At 58.7% G+C, this 21,156-nt stretch carries 16 protein-coding genes, 1 tRNA gene and 2 pseudogenes; 7 read left to right on the top strand and 12 right to left on the bottom strand.

The genetic code is table 11. The features are described 5' to 3' along the window. Positions 1 to 63 precede the first annotated feature (63 nt). The 4 genes and pseudogenes from FE795_RS02750 to FE795_RS02735 all read right to left on the bottom strand — a co-directional run bounded on the left by FE795_RS02750 (position 64) and on the right by FE795_RS02735 (position 3,442). Positions 64 to 140 (bottom strand) — tRNA-Gln (locus tag FE795_RS02750). A gap of 5 nt (positions 141 to 145) precedes the next feature. Beyond that, a complete protein-coding gene (ispE, locus tag FE795_RS02745) occupies positions 146 to 1,084 on the bottom strand; it encodes a 4-(cytidine 5'-diphospho)-2-C-methyl-D-erythritol kinase (protein ID WP_059318642.1) in 939 nt (312 codons plus the stop codon). Positions 1,085 to 1,104: 20 nt separating this feature from the next. Continuing rightward, a pseudogene (locus tag FE795_RS02740) lies at positions 1,105 to 1,694 on the bottom strand (outer membrane lipoprotein LolB). Between the two features lie 2 nt (positions 1,695 to 1,696). Further along, complete coding sequence (locus FE795_RS02735) at positions 1,697 to 3,442, bottom strand: tetratricopeptide repeat protein (RefSeq protein ID WP_230406242.1); 1,746 nt, start codon at positions 3,440 to 3,442, stop codon at positions 1,697 to 1,699. A 122-nt stretch (positions 3,443 to 3,564) separates the two neighbouring features. Here FE795_RS02735 and mutM point away from each other — a divergent pair, with 122 nt between their 5' ends. The 6 genes from mutM to fahA all read left to right on the top strand — a co-directional run bounded on the left by mutM (position 3,565) and on the right by fahA (position 10,048). Then, a complete protein-coding gene (mutM, locus tag FE795_RS02730) occupies positions 3,565 to 4,392 on the top strand; it encodes a bifunctional DNA-formamidopyrimidine glycosylase/DNA-(apurinic or apyrimidinic site) lyase (protein WP_131071284.1) in 828 nt (275 codons plus the stop codon). A 163-nt stretch (positions 4,393 to 4,555) separates the two neighbouring features. Then, entirely contained in the window at positions 4,556 to 5,512 is a 957-nt protein-coding gene (locus FE795_RS02725) for an MBL fold metallo-hydrolase (RefSeq protein ID WP_003803820.1), read from the top strand. A 24-nt stretch (positions 5,513 to 5,536) separates the two neighbouring features. Next, positions 5,537 to 7,210, top strand: a complete 1,674-nt coding sequence (locus tag FE795_RS02720) for an FAD-dependent oxidoreductase (RefSeq protein WP_219235602.1) — start codon at positions 5,537 to 5,539, stop codon at positions 7,208 to 7,210. After that, positions 7,198 to 7,407 carry a DUF2783 domain-containing protein gene (locus FE795_RS02715; RefSeq protein WP_003803823.1) on the top strand — a complete coding sequence of 70 codons (210 nt, stop codon included), beginning with the start codon at positions 7,198 to 7,200 and terminating at the stop codon, positions 7,405 to 7,407. The genes FE795_RS02720 and FE795_RS02715 overlap by 13 nt, the downstream gene beginning before the upstream one ends. A 14-nt stretch (positions 7,408 to 7,421) precedes the next feature. Then, positions 7,422 to 8,726, top strand: coding sequence for a homogentisate 1,2-dioxygenase (gene hmgA, locus FE795_RS02710; RefSeq protein WP_219235600.1), 1,305 nt, complete (start codon positions 7,422 to 7,424; stop codon positions 8,724 to 8,726). Next, positions 8,723 to 10,048 carry a fumarylacetoacetase gene (gene fahA / locus FE795_RS02705; protein ID WP_219235598.1) on the top strand — a complete coding sequence of 442 codons (1,326 nt, stop codon included), beginning with the start codon at positions 8,723 to 8,725 and terminating at the stop codon, positions 10,046 to 10,048. Before hmgA ends, fahA begins: the two co-directional genes overlap by 4 nt. A gap of 193 nt (positions 10,049 to 10,241) precedes the next feature. Here the strand turns inward: fahA and FE795_RS02700 are convergent, their stop codons facing one another. Both FE795_RS02700 and FE795_RS02695 read right to left on the bottom strand, forming a co-directional pair. Next, positions 10,242 to 10,928, bottom strand: a complete 687-nt coding sequence (locus FE795_RS02700) for a phosphatase PAP2 family protein (protein WP_059318635.1) — start codon at positions 10,926 to 10,928, stop codon at positions 10,242 to 10,244. A gap of 16 nt (positions 10,929 to 10,944) precedes the next feature. Continuing rightward, positions 10,945 to 12,360 carry an FAD-binding oxidoreductase gene (locus FE795_RS02695; RefSeq protein WP_059318634.1) on the bottom strand — a complete coding sequence of 472 codons (1,416 nt, stop codon included), beginning with the start codon at positions 12,358 to 12,360 and terminating at the stop codon, positions 10,945 to 10,947. A gap of 128 nt (positions 12,361 to 12,488) precedes the next feature. Between FE795_RS02695 and FE795_RS02690 the strand changes: the two genes are divergently transcribed. Next, positions 12,489 to 13,877, top strand: coding sequence for a phosphomannomutase/phosphoglucomutase (locus FE795_RS02690; protein WP_003803844.1), 1,389 nt, complete (start codon positions 12,489 to 12,491; stop codon positions 13,875 to 13,877). A 160-nt stretch (positions 13,878 to 14,037) separates the two neighbouring features. On the opposite strand, the gene FE795_RS17395 is transcribed toward FE795_RS02690, so the two are convergent. The 6 genes and pseudogenes from FE795_RS17395 to FE795_RS02665 all read right to left on the bottom strand — a co-directional run bounded on the left by FE795_RS17395 (position 14,038) and on the right by FE795_RS02665 (position 21,145). After that, positions 14,038 to 15,153 carry a glycosyltransferase family 4 protein gene (locus FE795_RS17395; RefSeq protein WP_059318800.1) on the bottom strand — a complete coding sequence of 372 codons (1,116 nt, stop codon included), beginning with the start codon at positions 15,151 to 15,153 and terminating at the stop codon, positions 14,038 to 14,040. 207 nt (positions 15,154 to 15,360) lie between these two features. Then, positions 15,361 to 16,425: pseudogene (locus FE795_RS17390) on the bottom strand (glycosyltransferase); the annotation flags it as partial. Next, positions 16,422 to 17,549 (bottom strand): glycosyltransferase family 4 protein, encoded by a 1,128-nt coding sequence (locus FE795_RS02680; protein ID WP_059318632.1) that lies wholly within the window; start codon positions 17,547 to 17,549, stop codon positions 16,422 to 16,424. The gene FE795_RS02680 and the pseudogene FE795_RS17390, both read right to left, overlap by 4 nt. Positions 17,550 to 17,612: 63 nt before the next feature. Further along, positions 17,613 to 18,722, bottom strand: a complete 1,110-nt coding sequence (locus tag FE795_RS02675; protein WP_039943882.1) for a glycosyltransferase family 4 protein — start codon at positions 18,720 to 18,722, stop codon at positions 17,613 to 17,615. Between the two features lie 39 nt (positions 18,723 to 18,761). After that, positions 18,762 to 20,123: a murein biosynthesis integral membrane protein MurJ gene (gene murJ / locus FE795_RS02670; RefSeq protein ID WP_003803848.1), complete on the bottom strand. Its 1,362-nt coding sequence runs from the start codon at positions 20,121 to 20,123 to the stop codon at positions 18,762 to 18,764. Next, positions 20,120 to 21,145, bottom strand: a complete 1,026-nt coding sequence (locus FE795_RS02665) for an SDR family oxidoreductase (RefSeq protein WP_003803849.1) — start codon at positions 21,143 to 21,145, stop codon at positions 20,120 to 20,122. The genes murJ and FE795_RS02665 overlap by 4 nt, the downstream gene beginning before the upstream one ends. Between the last annotated feature and the right edge of the window lie 11 nt (positions 21,146 to 21,156).

The raw sequence follows: 21,156 nt of genomic DNA, 5'->3' as shown, positions 1-21,156 counted from the left end.
ATCGAAACCCCTACAAGGAAACGACTCAACAGCTTTACATTATCGCAGGCCAGGCCTGAAAGGTGGCTGGGGAAGAAGGATTCGAACCTTCGCATGCCGGAATCAAAATCCGGTGCCTTAACCAGCTTGGCGATTCCCCAAATACTTACTTAATCCAGTAGCGTAGCGGATGATCTTGCAAACCAGAACAAACCCATGTTTGATCGACCAGCAATTTACCACTATTTGATTCTTCGCTACCAGAAAAATCTATTTTACTGCTATTTCGGTCAATTTCAAACTGACCTTTCATGGCGCTTTGTTTGTCTCTGCACTCAACAAACAAACAAGAACCTGAGCCCGTCATTCTAGCATTTAATTTTAAACTTTGCAAACCCTGCTTTAACAGCAACAAATCAGGATAAAGATTAAATGCAACCGACTCTAGATTGTTTCTGCCAAAATAAGGATTATTATCCTTGGCTTGCCAGAATTTTTCTTGCCAATCAGTAAAGAACGTTATTGTGATCGGTTTCTCATCGCGTGTCAAGCATTCGGCGCTAAATATTTTTCCTGTGGATATAAATTGCGGTGGCCGAATGATGATGTAGTCCCGGGGCGGCATCTGAATGGCCTGCAGTTGTTCCCCTACCCCTTCCGCAAACGCAGCCTGTCCGAATACAAAAACCGGCACATCGGCGCCCAGAGGCAAGCCAATATCCATCAAGGCCTGACGGCTCAGGCCCAGGTTCCACAAACGGTTCAAGGCAATCAGGGTCGTGGCCGCATCGCTGGAGCCACCGCCCATCCCCGCTCCCGACGGAATGTTCTTGATACAAGAGATATCCACGCCTTGCCGGGTGCCCGTCGCTTGTTGCAGGGCACGAGCGGCTTTGATCACCAGATCCTGTTCAGGCTCCACATCGCTCAAGGTACTGTGTACCCGGCAGATCTGTCCGTCGCTACGAGGAACGAAGCTCAGGTAGTCATTCAGATCCACAAAGCGGAAGGCGGTTTGCAGAAAATGGTAGCCGTCTTCACGACGACCCGTGACGTGTAAAAACAGATTGATCTTGGCCGGAGCCGGGACGTTGTAGAGCGCCATGACACAAACCTGCTCGCGCTTTACTGGTCCACAACCAAACGCACGCTGATGGAGCGATTGGCTTCATGACGGTTCAACTGGAGCAAGCGCGGGCCTTGTTCGTCGTAACGCGACAGCGTCACACGCCAGCCGGACTGCTCGAAACTGCTCAGTTTTTGCTGATCGTCCCTGCGTTCACTTTGAACGGGGGCACTGCCCGTGCGGCCATGCAGCCAGTCCCGCAAGCCGGCCACGGGCACGGGGCTGCCCAGAACCTGTTCCACCAACGCATCCGGATGAGTGGCGAGCTCCTGGCTTCCGTCGGTACGCTCCAAAATGGCCTGCCCCGGCAGTACCCAGACACGCGCCAAGGTATTACCCAATGGATTGCTCAAATCCAGCATCAGCTTGCGCCCATCATCACGCCAGGAAAAACCACCCTGCACGGCTTCGACCTGCGAGCTGGAGTGCGTCACGCTTACGGCAAAGCGACCTGAACGTGACAACGCGCTGGAGGCCTGATCAGCCTCGGCGCCACTGCCGTCCTTGGGCTGGGGGGGGTGGCACAGGCACTGAGCACGGCAAGCAGCGTCAGGGCCGCAGCCCGATACCATAAGCGCTGTTTCAACATCTTCACGGCAGCGGCACTCCCAGTCGCTTGATGGTTTCAGTCAAAGTGCGATTGTCTGGATCTTTACTCAAGCCCGCCCGAAAGACCAGCATGGCATCTTCGCGACGGCCTTTGACCCAAAGCACTTCTCCCAGATGGGCAGCCACATCCGCCTCGGGCAAACGTTCGTAGGAACGTTGCAGATACTCCAGCGCGGCCTGCAAATCACCGATGCGAAACAGATACCAGCCAACGCTATCCAGAATATAGGGGTTGTCCGGCTCCAGTTCCATGGCGCGCTCAAGCAAATCCTGGGCCTCGTCCATACGGCGATTTTGATCCGCATAGGTATAGCCCAAGGCGTTATACGCATTCGCGTGGTCAGGGCGCAACTCGATAACGCGGCGCATCAGAGCCTCGAACTGATCATGCTTGGCCCGCTGCTCGTACAGCATGGCCAGGTTGTATTTGATTTCAGGGCTGTCGGGCAGCTCACGATCAGCGCGCTCCAACACTTCCAGAGCCTGATCCGTACGACCGCTGTCCTGATAAATGGAGGAATAGGTCAGGGCCACCACCACCTGCTCACTCATATCTCGCGGGCGGGAGCTTTCCAAAGTACGGCGTGCCAGGGGCAAGTTGCCCTGACGGGCCTGCAGAACCGCCTTGTGAATCTGCGCCTGAAAACGCAGCGCAGGCTCCTCGATCAAATCCAGCTGACGAATAGCCTCGTTCAGATCACCCTGCGCCTCGGCAATCTGCACCAGGGACAAGCGAGCTTCGGAGATGCTGGCCAAAGCCGTATTGACGGCGTCATTCAAGGACTGGCGGCGCTGCTGCTGAACCGTAATATATTGTTCCAGCAACTGGCGGGCCTGCGCATACTCCTTGGCGCGGATGTGAATTTCGGCCTGGGTATAGAGCAGGTCAAAGTCTTCCGGGTTAGCGCGCTGCAAGGCGCTGACAATGGCCTGGGCCTCGTCAAACTGTTGACGCTCGACCAAACGATTGGCCAACAATAACTGCAGCTTGCGGCTGTCCGGATTGTCGCGTACGAAGGCACGTGCGCTTTGCAAGGCAGCCGAAGGATCAATCTTGATACCATATTCCAGCACTCGCTGCGCGGCTGCTTCAGAATGCGGGTCCAGTTTCAGGGCTTCCCGTGCCTCGCGCTCCGCGCGTGCTGCGTCACCGGCACTCCAGGCGGTATCGGCCAGAGCAAGACGGGCGATAGGCAAAGAACGCACCGGCTGCTGCAAGGCCTTGTCCAGCACCTCCAGCGCCAGTCGGCGATCCACCATTTTGCTGACCATGCTCATGGCCTGTACCACGGCCTGCTCTTTATCTTCAGCCCGTGAAATGCGCAGCCACAAGGCATCTGCCAGGCCTTCGGTCTGACCGCTGGACGCTTCCAGCGCCAGGGCAGTGGCCTTGGCTTCCGCATCGTTGGGGGCTAACAGGGCCCACTCTTTGGCAGCCCGCAATGCGCGACCCAGATCACGGTCGGCCATTGCATATTGAAACGCGCTCTGAGCCAGCCGAGGATCACTGGTGTCACGAGCCAAGGATAGAAAAGTCTGGCTGGCAACATCGTACTCGCCTCGGGAAGCCGCAACCTCGGCCACCAAAATGCGATAGAGGATGTCCGAGGTCAAGCCTACCAACGGCAGTTGTCCGCTGCGCAAGCGGATGGTGTCGACAGGCGGCTCCGCCTTGAGTATGGGAAGTGAGGTTTGTGCTTGCGCCGAAACCGCTGCAAGCAACGACATCAGGCCCAGCTTTAGTGCTAAGGTCAGAGCATTCATCCAGAAAAACCCGTGCCCTGATACGCGCGATAAAACGCCCGATGGCACAATAAAGGAATCAGATTTGTTGATGGTATCACCCCCCCATGCCTGAACTGCCAGAAGTTGAAACAACTCGTCGCGGAATTGCGACGGTTATCCAAGGAAAAAACGTCCGACAATTCCTGGTTCACGAACCACGTCTGCGCTGGCCCGTGCCCGCCTCCTTGCCCCAATGCCTGGTAGACCAGACCGTTCTTGACTGCACGCGTCGAGGCAAGTACTTGTTGTTGCATTTTGAAAAAGGCGTGCAGATCATCCATCTGGGCATGTCGGGCTCCCTGCGGCGCGTGGCGCTGGAGGAAGAACGCCGCAAACATGATCATGCGGAATGGATTTTTGACGAGGCCCGCTTCCTGCTGCATGACCCACGACGATTTGGTGCGATATTATGGCATGCCCACCAGGACGGCCCGCTGGAAAACCATCCTTTGCTACGTACTTTAGGCATTGAGCCTTTTGACCCCTTGTTTACGCCGGCCTATCTGTTCCGGCATTTGCAGGGACGACGCATGGCCATCAAACAGGCTCTGCTCGGCGGCAAGATTGTCGTGGGCGTGGGCAATATCTATGCCTCCGAATCTCTTTTTCTGGCGGGCATTCATCCCGAACTGCCTGCCGGTGAAGTTTCTCTGCATCGCTGCGAGAAACTGCACGCGGCTATCCTGAGCACCCTGCAGGCCGCCCTGGACTCAGGGGGCAGCACCTTGCGCGACTACGTGAACGCCAGTGGCGAGCCAGGTGCCTACTTTGCCATTCACGCCAATGTGTACGAACGGGTGGACAAAGCCTGCCCGCGTTGCCAACAGCCCATCAAACGTATCGTTCAGGGTCAGCGCGCCACCTACTACTGCTCGCGCTGCCAACGCCGCTAAGCCCGCTCTCTTCCCTTCTGTCTGCCTGTCATGCCGGTTCCGGCAGGCAGGCGCACGCGCGTTTTAACAGCAGGCCTATACCCTATTCAGGTATTCACCTATATCTAACTGATTCGCCATAAACTAATCTGACATCATCCCTATCGACTGTGGAGTCATTTTCATGAGCAAGTCCTTCGCCTCGCACAACGACCTGGAAGACAAAGTCGTTGCCTTTGAAAAACTGTCCGACCATGCCTACGCCTACACGGCTGAAGGTGATCCCAACACAGGCATCATCATTGGTGATGAGGCCATTATGGTGATCGACACTCAAGCCACGCCGGTAATGGCACAGGATGTCATTCGCCGCATCCGCGAAGTCAGCGACAAACCCATCAAGTATGTGCTGCTGTCGCACTACCACGCCGTGCGCGTACTGGGCGCATCGGCTTACCAGGCTCAGGAGATCCTGGCCAGCCGTGACACTTACGACCTGATCGTGGAACGTGGCGAGCAGGACAAGGCCAGCGAAATTGGCCGTTTTCCTCGCTTGTTTCGCAACGCCGAATCCATCCCTCCCGGCCTGACCTGGCCCACCATGACGTTTGAAGGACACATGACGGTGGACCTGGGCAATCTGGAGGTCCATCTGATGCAAGTAGGCCGCGGCCATACCAAAGGCGACACCATCGCCTGGCTGCCCAAGGAAAAAATCCTGTTTGCCGGTGATCTGGTCGAGTATCAGTCCACTCCCTACGCAGGCGATTGCTACTTTCGCGAATGGCCACGCACATTAGATCGTCTGGACGAATTCAAGGCAGAGAAAATGGTTCCTGGCCGTGGCCCTGCGCTGAAGAACGCTACGGAGGTGCGTCAGGCCCTGGCAGGCACCCGTGCCTTTCTGACCGACTTGTATTCCAGCGTGCAGCAAGGCGCTGCTGCGGGCAAAGATCTGAAAACCATCTACCGCGAAACCTACGATTTCATGAAGCCGCGCTATGCGGACTGGGTCATTTTCGATCACTGCATGCCCTTTGATGTGTCCCGTGCCTACGACGAGGTCAACGGTCACGAAGACCCACGTATCTGGACCGCCGAGCGCGATCTGGAAATGTGGAAGCAGCTCGAAGGTCAATAAGACGCCAGGCCAGGGAGAGAGAAGATGGGAGACATTAATTACCAGACCCTGGAGCTGACACAAGCCCCCCCGCCGGCCGCCCATCACCGCCACCCTGTCGTGGTGGTGGGGGCCGGCCCGGTGGGGCTGACCATGGCTCTGGACCTGGCGGCCAAAGGCCACCAGGTCGTGATTCTGGACGACGACACGACGCTGTCCAAAGGATCACGGGCCATCTGCTTTGCCAAGCGCACCCTGGACATCTGGGACCGCCTGGGCGTGGGCGCTCGCATGATGGACAAAGGCGTGTCCTGGAATGTGGGCAAAGTTTTTTTCCGCAACCAGGAGGTCTGGAGTTTCAATTTGCTGCCGGAAGAAGGCCACCAGCGTCCCGCCTTCATCAACTTGCAGCAGTACTACTGCGAAGGCTATCTCTACGAAGCGGTCTGCGCCCAGCCCTTGATCGAGCTGCGCTCCGGCCATAAAGTGCTGAACGTGGTGAATCAGGCAAACGGCGTGCATCTGGATATAGAAACCCGGCAAGGCCATTACACCCTGGAAGCAGAATGGCTGCTGGCCTGCGATGGTTCACGCTCGGCCATTCGCCGCGCCTTGGGTGAAAGCAGCAGCGGACGCGTGTTCAAGGACCGTTTTTTGATTGCGGACGTGCGCATGCAGGCGGACTTTCCCGCTGAACGATGGTTCTGGTTTGACCCGCCTTTTCATCCCAACCAGTCTGTTTTGCTGCACAGCCAACCGGACAATGTCTGGCGCATCGACTTCCAGCTAGGCTGGGATGCGGACCCCGTGGAAGCCGTCAAGCCCGAGAACGTGCTGCCCCGCATTCGCGCCCTGCTCGGTGCCGACGCCCCCTTTGAACTGGAGTGGGTCAGCATTTACACCTTTGCCTGCGAGCGCATGGAGCGCTTTCGTCATGGCCGCATCCTGTTTGCCGGAGACTCGGCCCACCGTGTCTCGCCCTTTGGCGCACGCGGCGCCAATAGCGGTATCCAGGACGCCGACAACCTGGCCTGGAAGCTGAATCTGGTTCTGAATGCCCAGGCCCCCGACAGCCTGCTGGACAGCTACCGTCATGAACGTGAGCTGGCCGCGGACGAGAACATTCGTCACTCCAGCCGTTCAACAGATTTCATTACCCCTAAAAGCGAAGTCAGCCGCCTGTTCCGTGATGCAGCCTTGATTCTGGCGCGTCGCCACGCCTTTGCCCGTGTGCTGGTCAATAGCGGTCGCCTGTCCTTGCCCAGCGCTTATCCGGACAGCCCGTTGAATACGGCTGACACACACGAATTTGCCGCCTGCGCCACGCCATTGGGCGCCTGCGTCCCCGATGCGCCTATCGAGCAAAACGGTCAGGCAGACTGGTGGCTGGGTCAATTGGGTAGTGGCTTTACCTTGCTGGAATTTGGCGAAGGCCAGACCAGCCAGCCTGAAGCGCTAGAAGAATTGGTCGCCCAAGGTCTCATGACCCGCCGGCGCGTCTGGCCGGCAGGCACGCCAGATGTCCAGGCCCAAGGTGACATCATCGACAGCCAGGATATGCTGCGTCAGCGTTATGACGCTCAGCCCGGCTCCTGCTATCTGATCCGTCCCGATCAACACCTGTGCGCCCGCTGGCGTCATCTGGATGGGCAGGCTGTACGTATTGCCCTGCAAAAAGCCTGTGGCCATTTCCTGGAGAGTGCTTCATGTCTACACTGAATACCCATACCCCCTTGGAACGGGCTGACGACTTCTACCAGATGTTGATCGATGCCCACCAGGGCCTGAGCACGGCCCAAAGCCATGCCATGAATGCCGCCCTGGTACTGTTGCTGTGCAATCATATCGGCTCGCTGGACGTGATCAAGCAAGCCCTGGATGCCGCCCGCCAGACCTGCCTGGAGCAGGCCGCCTGAATCTGGAGATCCCAATGAGCGCTTTGAAGTATCAGATTGGTTTTGGTAATGCCTTTGCCACCGAGGCCCTGCCCGGTGCGCTTCCCCTTGGGCGCAACTCGCCCCAACGCTGCCCCTATGGCTTGTACGCTGAGCAACTGTCCGGTACCGCCTTTACGGCGCCGCGCGCCGATAACCGCCGCTCCTGGCTGTATCGCATTCGCCCCAGCGCCAAACAGGGAGCCTTTGCCGCTTTTGAGGGAGCCCCCTACTGGAATGAGGACTTCGGACACGGGCCGGCCAACCCCAACCGCTTGCGCTGGAATCCGCTGAACCTGCCCGATACACCCACTGATTTTCTGGCCGGCGTTCACACCTGGGCAGGCAATGGCAGCAGCGACTCGCAAAGCGGCATTGCCATCCATTTGTATGCCATCAACCAGTCCATGGGACGCCGGGTGTTTTACAACGCCGATGCCGAGATGCTGTTCGTGCCCGAGCAAGGGCGTCTGCGTCTGCTCAGCGAACTGGGCATCCTGGAAATCGAACCCTGCGAAATTGCCGTCATGCCTCGTGGCGTGCGCTTCAAGGTAGAGCTGCTGGACGATACCGCCCGGGGCTATCTGCTGGAGAATTTCGGCGCGCCGCTGCGCTTGCCCGAACTGGGTCCGATCGGCTCCAACGGTCTGGCCAATGCACGCGATTTCAAGACACCGGTCGCCTGGTACGAGGATGTCAGCGAGCCACATGAACTGATCGCCAAATTTACCGGCGGCTTTTGGGTCGCCGCATTAAGCCATTCGCCACTGGATGTAGTGGCCTGGCATGGCACGCATGCGCCTTACAAATACGATTTGCGGGATTTCAATGTCATCGGCTCGATCAGCTACGATCATCCCGACCCGTGTATTTTCACTGTGCTGACCTCCCCTTCGGACACGCCGGGTACGGCAAACCTGGACTTCGCCATTTTCCCGCCCCGCATTCTTGCCATGGAAAATACCTTCCGCCCACCCTGGTTCCACCGTAATTTCGCCAGCGAGTTCATGGGTCTGATCCAGGGTGTGTACGATGCCAAGGCCGATGGCTTTGCGCCGGGCGGTGCCAGCCTGCACAATTGCATGAGCCCGCACGGCCCCGATGCCAGCACCTTTGACAAGGCCAGCCGCGCAGATCTGAGCAAGGCGGACTATCTGCGCGGTACCATGGCCTTTATGTTTGAAACCCGCAAAGTGATTCGTCCCTCGCCTCGGGCCTTGCAAAGCAACAGCCTGCAGGCTAACTACGATGCCGTCTGGGACGGTCTGGAAAAACATTTCTCTACGGAACAAAAGGCATGACCCACGCTTATCTGAATGACACTCACGATCCCACGCTGCAAAGCTGGGTGCCCGGCGCCAACGAGGCCGACAACGGCTTTCCTATCCAGAACCTGCCCTTTGCCGTAGCGCGCCGCCGTGACAGTCAGGAAGACTTCCGTGTCATGGTGGCGATCGGCCCCTACGCCCTGGATCTGGGCCTGCTGGCCTGCGATACCCCCTGGCACGGCAAAGCCGCCGACGCCCTGGCAGCCTGCGTCAAACCGGCTCTCAATGATCTGATGGCCTTGGGTCAGGAATATTGGAGCGCACTGCGTGCCGCCTTGTCGCAGGACTTGCGCCAGGGCTCCTCGGCCGAATCGCGCCTGCGCCCCATGCTGATCGAACGCAGCAAGCTGGAATACGCCCTGCCCGCCCAGATTGGCGACTACACCGACTTCTACATTTCCGTGCACCACGCAACAGCAGTGGGCAAACAGTTCCGCCCCGATGCACCCTTGCTGCCCAACTACAAGTGGGTGCCTATTGGCTACCACGGCCGGGCGTCCAGCATCGGTGTGTCTGGCCAGCAGTTCCCGCGCCCCATCGGCCAGACCCGCCCACCCGAGGGGCAGGAGCAGCCCAACTTTGGTCCTTGCCAGCGCCTGGACTTTGAACTGGAAATGGGCATTCTGATTGGCAAAGGCAACAAAGCGGGTCACCGTATTCCTATCGGTCAGGCAGACGAGCACGTTTTTGGTCTGTGCCTGTTCAATGACTGGTCGGCACGCGACCTGCAAGCCTGGGAATACCAGCCTTTGGGTCCCTTCCTGGCCAAGAACTTTGCCTCGACCATCTCCCCCTGGGTAGTAACACTGGAAGCTCTGGCTCCTTTCCGTCGCCCATTCAGTCGTCCTGAATCCGATCCTCAGCCCCTGCCCTATTTGCAGGACCAGGCCAATCTGGAAAGCGGCGTGCTGGATGTGGAGCTGGAGGTGTACCTGAGCACCGAGCAGTCACGCCAGCAACACAAAGATCCGGCCCTGCTCTCGCGCAGCAACTTCAAGCAAGCCTATTGGACCGTGGCCCAACTCGTTGCCCACCACAGCGTCAACGGTTGCAATCTGCAAACCGGTGATCTGCTGGGCACTGGCACCTTGTCCGGTCCGGGCAAAGGTCAGGAAGGCTCTTTGCTGGAAATGAACCAGGGGGGCAAGAACCCGATTGATCTGCCTTGGGGAGAGCAGCGCAATTTCTTGGAAGATCAGGACGAGGTCATTCTTAAGGGTTTCTGCCGCCAGGATGGCTACCCGACCCTCTCTTTTGGCGAATGTGCCGGACGCGTCTTGCCCGCTATTGTGTAGGCAAGGAGGCTGTCAGGCCCTTTTTGAGCGCCTTTGAGCCAAACACCCCGGTTTCCGTATCAGAAACCGGGGTGTTTTTTATACGCCATTCGAGCCGGCTGGTCGGGCTAACATCAAGCCGTAACAAGCCAACTCTTCGGGCCACTCCAGACAGAAAAATGCCTCGGCGGGCAGGCTAGCATGGATCAAACCATCAAGATTCCAACGGTTTGTGTCTGGCCCAGGTCCATAAAAGATAAAACAGAACGCAACCATACAGGCCCAGTACTGCGCCGGAGGCCAGTACCTGACTGAGAAAATGATAACCCTGCATGATGCGTAAAAAGCCAAACAACAGGCCCGCGCCCAGTCCCAGAACAAATCCTCCGGCAGTCAGTTTGCGGCAGCCTATCATGACACCCACAAAAAACAGGGAGAGCAGCACAAAGCCGGATGCAGCATGGGCGCTGGGCAGGGCGTTACCTGCCTGGGCCCAGGAATGGGCCCAGAAATAATCAGGCATTGATTCCGTGCCACCGAACAGGGCCAGATTAAAAGGCCTTGGCATGGCGGTCAGATGCTTCAATACGCCTATTAGCAAGGGGCCGCTGCCCATGTAGAAAGCGGCCCCTGCCCAGGCCAACTGCCGGCAAGAGCCCCTGGGTAAGCGCCAGGCCACAACCGCAGCGATGACTGCCCCGCCAAAGGGCACGAACCACACCAGCTTGCGACCGAACAAATCCACAAACGGCTGCAATCGCCAGGGGAAGTCCAGCATCTGAGGATCGAAGAAAAAGGCGCTTAAGGACAAGTCCGTTGCCGAGCCCATGGTGACCGAGGCCAGAACTCCCAAAACAAGGAAAAAGACCGCACTACCGAGGATATAAGGGCGAAAAAGCATCCAGCCACCACGTCAATCAGTCAGGCAAGACCTTGCCGGGGTTCATAATCCCCAAGGGGTCCAGCGCCAGCTTGATTTGCTTCATCAGACTCAACGCCACCGGGTCTTTATAGCGGGGCAAAAGCTGACGCTTGAGTTGACCTACGCCGTGCTCGGCACTGATGGAGCCCTGAAAACGATGGACGCTATCGTGGACCAGGGTATAGATTTCGTCCTGGCGCTTTAACAGCTCTTCTTCCGTAAAAGCCGTTCCACGTGCCACGTTGTAATGTAAATTGCCATCGCCCAGGTGTCCGAAAGTCACGTTTTCCAAGCCTGGAAAAGCGTCCTGCAAGGCCTGGTCCGTCTCATGCACAAATTGAGCCATCAGGGAGACGGGAATGGAAACATCATGCTTGATGCTTTTCCCATAGGCTTTCTCGGCCAGCGGAATGCTCTCACGCAAATGCCACAGCGCCTTGCTCTGCGCAATGGTCTCCGCAATGACCGCATCCTGTACGAGCTCCTGCTCCAGGGCCTGCCCGATCACGCTTTCAAAGCGCTCGCGCGCATGCTCCAGGCTTTCGCTATCAGACAGCTCCAGCAGGGCATACCAGGCTGCCTGGGCCGCCGGCCCCTGAAACGGCATGCGTTGATCGGGATAGCAATGCAGCACCGCTTGCAGACAATTGCCCGCAATCAACTCAAAACCGGTCAGGGAGGCTGCCAGACCCTGGCGTGCCAAGGCCAGCACGTGTACTGCATCCTCAATGGTGTCCAGCGCCAGCAAGGCGGTGCAGGCAGCAACAGGTTGGGGATAAAGCTTGATGGTGGCTGCCGTGATGATGCCCAGCGTCCCTTCACTGCCAATGAATAGATTACGCAGGTCGTAACCGGTATTGTCTTTGCGCAGGCCGTGCAGACCGTGCAAGATTTCGCCCTGGGCGGTCACCACTTCCAGGCCCAGCGTCAGATCACGCGCGTTGCCGTAACGCAGAACCTGCGTGCCGCCCGCATTGGTGGCCAGATTGCCACCAATGGTGCAACTGCCTTCGGCGGCCAGGCTCAAGGGAAACAGGCGCTGATGGTCGCGGGCGGCCTGCTGCACATTCTGCAAAATGCAGCCCGCCTCCACCACCATGGTGTCGTTCTCGGTATCCACGCTGCGAATTTTGTTCAAACGCTCCAGGGACAATACCAGTGCGGTGGCCGTGTTATCCGGCGTCGCGCCGCCACACAGACCCGTATTGCCGCCCTGCGGAACAATAGGCACACGATGTTCAGCACAGAGGCGCACGACCTGGGCCACTTCCTGCGTCGTTGCAGGTCGGGCAACCGCCACCGCAGTGCCGGTATAGCGTCCTCGCCAATCCTCCAGGTACTGCTGCATGGATTGTCCTGTCAGCACATGTTGCTGACCAATACGCTGTTCAAGTTCGTTTAGAAAAGTCATGACCCAAGCCACTCAAGAAAAACAGTCGGGCGCTCTTGCTGTCGCGCTACAGCTCTTAATGGTAACTCACGAAAGCGGGGGGCATTCACGCTAAACTACATTCTTTACTTATCCACTCAGGACACGACGTGACCCAGCTTCCTGCCCTACCGACTGCTGTTTTCAAGGCCTACGATATTCGAGGCACGGTTCCCGAACAACTGAACCCAGACTTCGCCTATCAATTGGGCCTGGCACTGGCCGCCAGTGCCCGTGAACAAGACGTTCAAACCCTGGTCGTGGGCTACGATGGCCGCCATAGCAGCCCTTCCCTGTCCCAGGCCCTGCAAAAAGGCATCCAGGCAGGAGGTGTCAACACCGTGGACCTGGGGATGGTACCCACCCCGGTCGTTTACTTTGCCGCCAATGTCTTGGAAACAGGCTCGGGGGTTGCCATTACCGGCAGCCATAACCCATCCAATTACAACGGGTTCAAGATGATGATGGCCGGCAAGACCCTGCACGGGCAGGACATCCAGGGCCTGATGCAACGCATGCAGGCCGGCGCCCAGCCAGCGCCTCAACCCGGTACAGGCCAGAAGAAAGATATGCTGGACCAGTACGTGCGCACGATCGCCGAGCGCGTCACCCTGGCGCGCCCGATGAAGATCGCCCTGGACTGTGGCAATGGCGTGGGCGGCGTCGTTGCCGCCCGGCTGTTCAAGGCCCTGGGCTGCGAGGTCGACATGCTGTTTGAGGAGGTGGATGGCAGCTTCCCCAACCACCACCCTGACCCGGCCGAGCCGCACAATCTGCAAGACCTGATCGCGCATGTACAAAACACGGACTGTGAAGTGGGCCTGGCCTTTGACGGTGATGCCGACCGCCTGGGCGTGGTGACGCGCTCGGGCCAGATCATCTGGCCAGACCGTCAACTGATTCTGTATGCACGCGATATTTTGCAACGCGAACCTGGCTCCACCATCATTTTTGACGTGAAATGCAGCCGCCATGTCGCTCTGGAAATTGCCAAGGCTGGTGGCCAACCCTTGATGTGGCAGACCGGTCATTCCCTGATCAAGGCCAAGCTGGCCGAGACGGGCGCCCCCCTGGCTGGCGAGATGAGCGGCCACGTTTTCTTCAAGGAAGCCTGGTATGGCTTTGACGACGGCCTGTACACCGGTGCACGCCTGCTGGCGATTCTCTCGCGCACAGCCAACCCCACGGCCGAACTGGAAGCCTTGCCCCAGGACTTGTCGACACCCGAACTGAAACTGCCACTGGCCGAGGGTGAGCCCCATGCCCTGATTGCCCGGCTTCAAAAAGAAGGGCGTTTCCCAAGCGCCAATCAGCTCAACACCATCGATGGCGTGCGTGCCGAGTATCCCGATGGCTTCGGTCTGGCTCGCGCCTCCAATACCACGCCCGTGATTGTGCTGCGTTTCGAGGCCCAGTCCCAAGAGGCGCTGGATCGGATTCAAGGGGAGTTCCGGGCGGCACTACTGGCCTTGAAGCCGGATGCGGCATTGCCTTTCTAAAGTCGCGTTGATTCACTAGCGTCCAGTAGCCCTGCTCCAGGCTCTGGCAATCTAAAAAACGGGCTGAACTGTCTGCGATGACTTGGTTGTAAATCCAAGACTTCAACGACCGTTCAGCCCGTTTTGTCTACCTTGGTCTTGAACCAAGGCGGTCAACACCCTATCGGCTCAAAGACTGGTACAGATCCAGATGGGCCTGACTGATCCGGTCTATATCAAATGCCTCTTGCGCCAGGCGCCGACTTTCAACGCCCATCGCCTGTCGCTTGACCGTATCCTCACCCAGTTCCATCACGGCTTCTGCCAATGCCTGTGCATTTCGCACCGGCACCAGCACGCCAGTGACTCCTGGCTCGATCGCATCGCGGCAACCGGGCACATCGGTTGTGACCACCGCCCGTCCGCAGGCAGCGGCTTCCACCAGGGATTTGGGCAAGCCCTCACGGTAAGACGGCAGCACAGCAATATGCGATTGGGCGTAAAGCTGCGCAATATCGCGCCGTTCCCCCAGACACTGCACCAGGCCTTGTTGCTGCCAGCCTTGCCACTCCTGATCACTGATGCTGGCCGGATTACCCGGGTCGGGGCTCCCGGCCAACACCCACTTAACCGGGCTGCCTTGAGCGGCGCTGATGCGGGCCGCCTCCACGAACTCTCGCACCCCTTTGTCCACCAGCAGGCGAGACACCATCAAGGCGACGGGCGGGCCCGGCGGCTCGGGCACAGCCTGAAATTCGTTCAGGTCCACTCCGGAGCCACGAATCAGGATGCATTGGTCGCGTTTGACCACGCGATCGTTCAGCAGCACATCACGATCATTGCTGTTTTGGAAAATCACACGGCTGTTGGGATGCCCCAAGGCAATACGATAGAGCAGCAAAGCAATCCAGCGCACGGGGTCAAAGGACTTCTCGCGTTGAGTAAACACATACCCCAGACCGGACACGGCGGCCAAGAAACCGGGCACGCCAGCCAGCCGCGCCGCAATGCCGCCATACAAAACAGGTTTGATGGTGACGGCATGAACCAGTTCGGGGCGCTCCCGTCGGAACAAGCGCCACAAGGCCCAGATGGTTTGCAGCTCCTGTAAGGGATTGGTCCCGCTGCGCGTCATGGGCAGCGCATGATGCTGCAAGCCGTGGCGCTCAATGTCGGCAACAGCAGGGCCGTCCATGGTAGCGACATGCACATCGTACCCTTCACGCTGCGCAGCTTGCGCCAAGGGCAAACGGTGCGACAGGAAAAAAGCCGGATTATTCACCACAAACATCAGCATGCGGGTTTTGTTACCCGACTCATCGGTCAACACACTGAGGGCCTGACGGCTGCGCTTGCGTTTGGGTGGATGCTGGGCCGTCAAGGTCTTCCAGGCCTGCGTGTAATTCTTGACCATGCCTTCCAGGGAAAACAGACGGGCCACCCGTTCACGGGCATGCTCATGCCGCGCCTGCCAGGATGGCGCACCCAGCTCATCGACGGCGCTGTTGATGGCGCCGGCCAGCGCCTCGGCATTGCTGGGCGGCACGATCCACCCCTCATTGCCCACGATCAGGGCCGCATCGCCCACATCAGTGACCACGTTGGACACACCGGCAGCCATGGCCTCGCACACCACGTTGGGGAAACCTTCTGCCGAACTGGACAAGACATGCACGTCCAAGGCATTCATCAGACGAGGCACATCGCTGCGACGCCCCATCAAAATGACACTGTCACGCAATTGATGTTGATCCAGCAAACGCATCAAGGTCTCGTTGCTGCTGTCCATGCCATCACCAATCAGCAAGCAACGCAAAGTGGGATGCCGGTGCAGGCTGCGAGCCAAGGCCGCCAGCAAATTGGGGTGATCCTTCAAGGGATTCCAGCGGGCCACACTGCCTATGACGGGCGTATCCAGCGACAGGCCCAGCTCTTGACGCACTGCTTCGCGTGCCTGCTGATCGGGATGCCAGCGGCTCAAATCGTAGCCATTGGGAATCACCTTCATGATGTCGGCGCGATACCCCCATTGCTTGTGACGTCGGGCCGCGTTCTCGGCGCAAGACACAATCAGATTGGGAATCAGGCGCGACAGGCGGGCACACAACCAGGCCACCAGGCGCGCTTTCGGGCTGCCCTGATACAAGTTGGCCCCCGAGTTGCGAATGCCCCAGGAAACCGCCGGAATGCCCACCAGACGCGCTGCCGCGCCGCCAATCAGATCAGAGTGGTACATCCAGGTTTGCACAACATCGGGCTGCACCTCGCGCAGCACCCGCGTCAATGCCCCCAGCCCTTTCAGAAAACCCAGGGGTGACTGCATGTGCAGGCAATACAGAGGAATATTGGCCGCACGTAGCTGCGGCCCAAAAACATCTTCGTCACCCAACGAGATCACAATATGTTCAGTGTCCTGCCCGGGGGCCGTCACCAGACGAAACAGAACCGTTTCCGCTCCCCCCTGCCCCAGCCCGGCAATAATATGCACGACCCGCAAGGCGGGCCTTGTTTTTCCTGCCTTGTCCTCATCCGCTTCCTGACTCAACGACGCTGGTTGCACTGCACTCATGCTTTGGCTCCCTCTTTTATACCGCCACGGGCGGCCTGAAAGACCTGGTCCCAGTTAAGCAAAACCTGCTCTAATTCATAACGCTGGCGCACCGCGGCCGCAGCGCGACGCCCCAGCACACCCCGAAAAACGCCATCCCCCATCAGCTCGGCCAAGGCAGCAGTCAAGGCGCCTTCGTCCCCAACCGGCACCAGCAAGGCATCTTTGCCATCGGAACTGATCTCGCGCGGGCCACTGGGACAGTCCACCGTGACGGCAGGCAAGCCCATCGCCATGGCTTCCAGCAGTACGTTCGGGAAACCTTCCACTTCCGAAGTCATGACAAAGGCATGGGAGCGCGCCATCTCCTGCCAGGGCTGGGCCGTTTTGCCAGCCAGCTCAATCCGGTCGCTCGCCCCGCACAGGGCGATCTGCTGTGCCAACTGTGCACGCTGCGGGCCATCGCCCCAGATCTTCAGTTTCCACTCCGGGTAATCGGCAGCCAGTCCTGCAAACACGCGAATCAGCACGTCAAAGCGTTTAGAGGGCACCAAACGGCCCATGGCCATCAAGGTGCAATGCCGGTTTTCCTCCACCCGCACCTCGCGTTGTACCGCATCCAGCGCCTGGGGCAAGGGGTTGGGTACAACCATGACCTGTTTCATGCCCGGCACCATGGCCTGAAACGCTGCGACACTGGCACGGGTCTGGACGGTAACCACCTGGGCTTGGGGATACAGACGACGACGCAGGCCTTGCAAAAGCTTGCCGGCACTGCTGCTGAAGGCCGGATTTGTGCGCTCGCCCACCACAATGGGAACGCCCATCTTGCCCAGCCCCAGCAACACATTGATATTCACATTGGTCAGAAAAGAAACGATCACGTCAGGCTGCTTTTCATGCACCAGCTTGCGCATGGCACGCAGCTTGGCCAGGGGTTTGGGCAGCCAGCTGCCGCGCATGCGATGGGCCAGCCACACCACCTCCACCCTGGAATCGATTGGGTAAAAAGCCGTGCCTCCCCCGCTGTAGGTTGGCACCAGGGTCACCTGGTCACCTCGCAAGCCCCAGGCATTCGCCAAGGTAGAGGCGACACGCTCGGCGCCGCCTGCGTTCAGGGAGCTGACGAAAAACAGAATATTCACTGGGCCTCCGTGGGCTCATCGACCGGATAGCGAGAGTCTACCGACACGACGCAAAGCGCCATTTTAAGTCCGACGCAGGCACTGTTCCAACACTTGCTGCCATAGCGCCAGAACGCGGGCCGAGGAAAAACGGTCACGCACATCGGTGGCTCGACGCGCCAGGCGCTGGCGCTTGTCCTCATTGGCCATCAGGTCGGACAAATGCGCCGCCAAAGCCTCGATATCCTCAACCGGGCGCACCAACACACCATCAATATTGGCGCGAATAATCTCACGAGGTCCGGTATCACAATCGAAAGCCACCGCGGTCAGGCCACTGGCCATCGCCTCCAGCAGGCTGTTGGACAAGCCCTCCATCCGGGAACTGAGCACATACAGATCCGACTGTTCGTACCAGTCCGCCATATTGCCAACACGCCCCGGGAGCTGAATCCGCTCCTGCAGTTCCAGCTCCTGGATCCGCGCCTCCAGCGCCCCCCGCTGCTCGCCTTCGCCCAGAATCACCAGATCCCAGTCGGGGAAATAGTTCGATAGCATGGCAAAGGACTCGATCAGGGTGTCAAAACCCTTGACCGGGTGCAAGCGGCCCACCGCCAGCAGGCGCTTGCGCCCATCTGGCAAGGCGGGAACCGGCACCAAAGGCTCGGCACTGTCCATGGGCCAGCGCACTGCATTGGGAATCACGTGTACCTGACTGCCAGGGACATGCTCACGCAGCCAGTCTGCGGTGCCGGCGGTCAAGGCAATAACGGCGTGTGCCTGCGGATAAGTACGTAAGCGGGCTTTCTGCCAGAAAGGCGACAACGATTGAGACGGTGGGTGGGTATGCTCGGTTGCAATCACTTTGCAGGGCAGGCCTTTGGCGGCCGAGATAGCCAGCACAGAGGAGGTGGTCATCATGCCCAGAACGACATCGGGCTTGGTTTTTCGCAACAAAGCACGCAAGCGGCTGACACGACGCCAGTTTTTCCACAAGGCATCCAGACGGCCCCGGCTGTTGCCTGCCGTCCCCAGAACATGACGCTCCACTCCTTGCGCCACGGTATATGCGTCTTGGTCACAACCGGCCTGCGTCACCAGGGACACTCGATAGCCACGCGCCACCCAGGCTGCGCTCAAATCGACTGCAACACGTTCCGCCCCGCCCCCACCCAAAGAGTGGATCAGCAACATGATATGAGGGCGAACTACCGAATGACTGTGCACGTTTTCCTATTCCTGCGAACCAGACGCCGTTGCGCTGGCTGGCTTTAAGGCCAAAATGAAATAACACGTAAAAGAGGCCGCGTACATCAGACTGGTCGCCAGCATGATTCCCGAAGGACCCATGCGTGCCGCCAGCACCGGATTCAAGGCCGCTTTCACCAGAAAATTGATCACGGCAATGATTGCCATGGATTTATAACGGTTCTGACTGGCCAGCAACTGCACCAAAATCAGCACCCCAAAATAAAAAGGCAGTTGCACCAGCCCCCACCGAAACACCTGGGCGACCGTGGCCGTATCCTGCGCCGTGAAGGCGCCGCGCTCAAACAGCAGCGCCACGCCCCAGGGAGCCAGCAAGACACCAATGGCCGCTGCTCCCGCACCAGCCAGCAACATCATGACTGACCACTTCAAGGCCATGGAGCGGGCACGGGCCTGATCTCCCCGGCTCTGGACATCTGCCAGTACCGGCAAGGCGGCACGGCCTACCGACGCGGCCCCCACCCCCAGCACCAGCGCCAGCAAACGCGTGGCATAGCCCAACGTGGCGTTGGCATTGGCACCCAGATTGGCAGCCGTATATTGGTCGATCGGACCGACAAAACTCATGGCCACCTGCCCTACCAGCATGATGGTGGCCGCCTTGAGCAGATCGGGCCATTGCTCGGCACGCAAGCTGATACTGGGGCGCGCCCAGATCTGATCGGCCCGTGAGGCCAGGACCATCAACCATAGCGCCTGAATAGTCAGGCCCAGCAAGGTGCCCCACAGCAGCGGACCAATGCCCGCATTGGCCCCTGCCGCCAGCACCCAGATGAGTATGACAAAGGCCGGAACGCTATCGAGCAAGGTATTGATGTGGCGCTCATGAGCGCGCAGACGAGCGGCGCTCAAACCTATCATCAGGGTCAGCACAGCCGCTGGCGCAAAGGCAAACAGCAGCTCCTGACTCATTTCATGAACCGCGGGACTCAAGCCCTGCCCAGTCCATTTCAGCACCCAGGGCCAGCTGATCCAGATCAGTGCGCCCAGCACACAGCCAAGCACGATGCACCAGGCCTTGAGTTCCCCTAAAAAGCGGCTGCGCGCAGCCGGTTCCAGGCGATGCAGGCGCACCAGAACGGGAATCAACACAACCGACATGGAACCGACAATGGTGACGGGCAGCCAGTTGGCCATGACCATCGTGAATTGATAGGCATCGACGACATCGCTCACACCATAGCGATACGCCACGGCCATTTCCTTGAAAGCGCCCGCCGCCTTGCCTAGCAATAGAAAAAACGCCACCCGCATCGCCCCCAGGGCGATGCGACGATGGTCGTCATGCAGACTAGACAGACGTGCTTTCAGGCCGGTCCAAATCAACTCAGAAACGCCACATACCAGGGCATGGCAACATTCAGGCCCTGCAAAATTGTGTGAGTCGGCTCGTAGCCCAGTTCAGTGCGAGCTTTAGAGATATCCGCTTGCGAATGCAGTACATCCCCGGCACGAAAGTCCGCATAAACAGGCTGCTTGGTGTAGTTGATCCCGTTGCGGCTCAAGGTCTGCTGCAAATACCCGAACAGCTCGTTCAGGCTGGTTCGGGCATTCAGTGCCACGTTGTAGACCTCGGCCGTGCGGGGCTTTTGATGCACAGCGGCCAGGATATTCATCTGGATCACGTTATCAATGAAACAGAAATCGCGGCTGGTCTGACCATCACCATTGATTTGCACGTCCTGGTTCTGGATCATGGCCGATACCCATTTGGGAATCACGGCCGCGTATGCGCCATTGGGGTCCTGACGTTTACCAAACACGTTGAAATAACGCAGGCCCACGCTGGAAAAGCCATAAGCACGGGCAAACACGTCTGCGTACAACTCGTTCACGAACTTGGTGACCGCGTACGGAGACAAGGGGCGTCCGATGGTATCTTCCACCTTGGGCAAACCGGGATGGTCGCCATAGGTGGAACTGGAGGCCGCATAGACAAAAGCGCCGACCTGCTCGTCACGCGCTGCCACCATCATGTTCAAGGCGCCGCTCACATTGACCTCATTAGAGGTCAATGGATCGTTCAAAGAGCGAGGCACTGAGCCCAGGGCGGCCTGATGCAGCACATAATCCACGCCCTTGACGGCCTGTCGGCAGGTGTCCAGATTGCGGATATCACCTTCGATAAAGCGGAAACGGGCCCAGCGCTCGGCACCAACCTGATCGCGCACTTCGTCCAGATTGTATCGATGGCCAGTCGCGAAGTTGTCCAGCCCTACGACCTGTTGATCCAGGTTCAGCAACGCTTCCAAAAGATTGGAACCGATAAAGCCGGCACAGCCCGTCACCAACCAGGTTTTAGGCTGATTACGCAACTGCTGGCTCGCCTGTTCAAATGCAGAGCTCATAATGCTTTCCA

The organism is Alcaligenes ammonioxydans, from assembly GCF_019343455.1.
GTDB lineage: Bacteria > Pseudomonadota > Gammaproteobacteria > Burkholderiales > Burkholderiaceae_B > Alcaligenes > Alcaligenes ammonioxydans.
Note: the sequence above shows the minus strand (reverse complement) of the source record. Positions and strands in the feature narration are given on the sequence as shown.

Coding starts and splice junctions, on each gene's coding strand:
- ispE (WP_059318642.1), bottom strand. CDS start 1,084: ATGGCGCTCTACAACGTCCCGGCTCCGGCCAAGATCAATCTGTTTTTA.
- FE795_RS02735 (WP_230406242.1), bottom strand. CDS start 3,442: ATGTCGTTGCTTGCAGCGGTTTCGGCGCAAGCACAAACCTCACTTCCC.
- mutM (WP_131071284.1), top strand. CDS start 3,565: ATGCCTGAACTGCCAGAAGTTGAAACAACTCGTCGCGGAATTGCGACG.
- FE795_RS02725 (WP_003803820.1), top strand. CDS start 4,556: ATGAGCAAGTCCTTCGCCTCGCACAACGACCTGGAAGACAAAGTCGTT.
- FE795_RS02720 (WP_219235602.1), top strand. CDS start 5,537: ATGGGAGACATTAATTACCAGACCCTGGAGCTGACACAAGCCCCCCCG.
- FE795_RS02715 (WP_003803823.1), top strand. CDS start 7,198: ATGTCTACACTGAATACCCATACCCCCTTGGAACGGGCTGACGACTTC.
- hmgA (WP_219235600.1), top strand. CDS start 7,422: ATGAGCGCTTTGAAGTATCAGATTGGTTTTGGTAATGCCTTTGCCACC.
- fahA (WP_219235598.1), top strand. CDS start 8,723: ATGACCCACGCTTATCTGAATGACACTCACGATCCCACGCTGCAAAGC.
- FE795_RS02700 (WP_059318635.1), bottom strand. CDS start 10,928: ATGCTTTTTCGCCCTTATATCCTCGGTAGTGCGGTCTTTTTCCTTGTT.
- FE795_RS02695 (WP_059318634.1), bottom strand. CDS start 12,360: ATGACTTTTCTAAACGAACTTGAACAGCGTATTGGTCAGCAACATGTG.
- FE795_RS17395 (WP_059318800.1), bottom strand. CDS start 15,153: ATGCTGATGTTTGTGGTGAATAATCCGGCTTTTTTCCTGTCGCACCGT.
- FE795_RS02675 (WP_039943882.1), bottom strand. CDS start 18,722: ATGTTGCTGATCCACTCTTTGGGTGGGGGCGGGGCGGAACGTGTTGCA.
- FE795_RS02665 (WP_003803849.1), bottom strand. CDS start 21,145: ATGAGCTCTGCATTTGAACAGGCGAGCCAGCAGTTGCGTAATCAGCCT.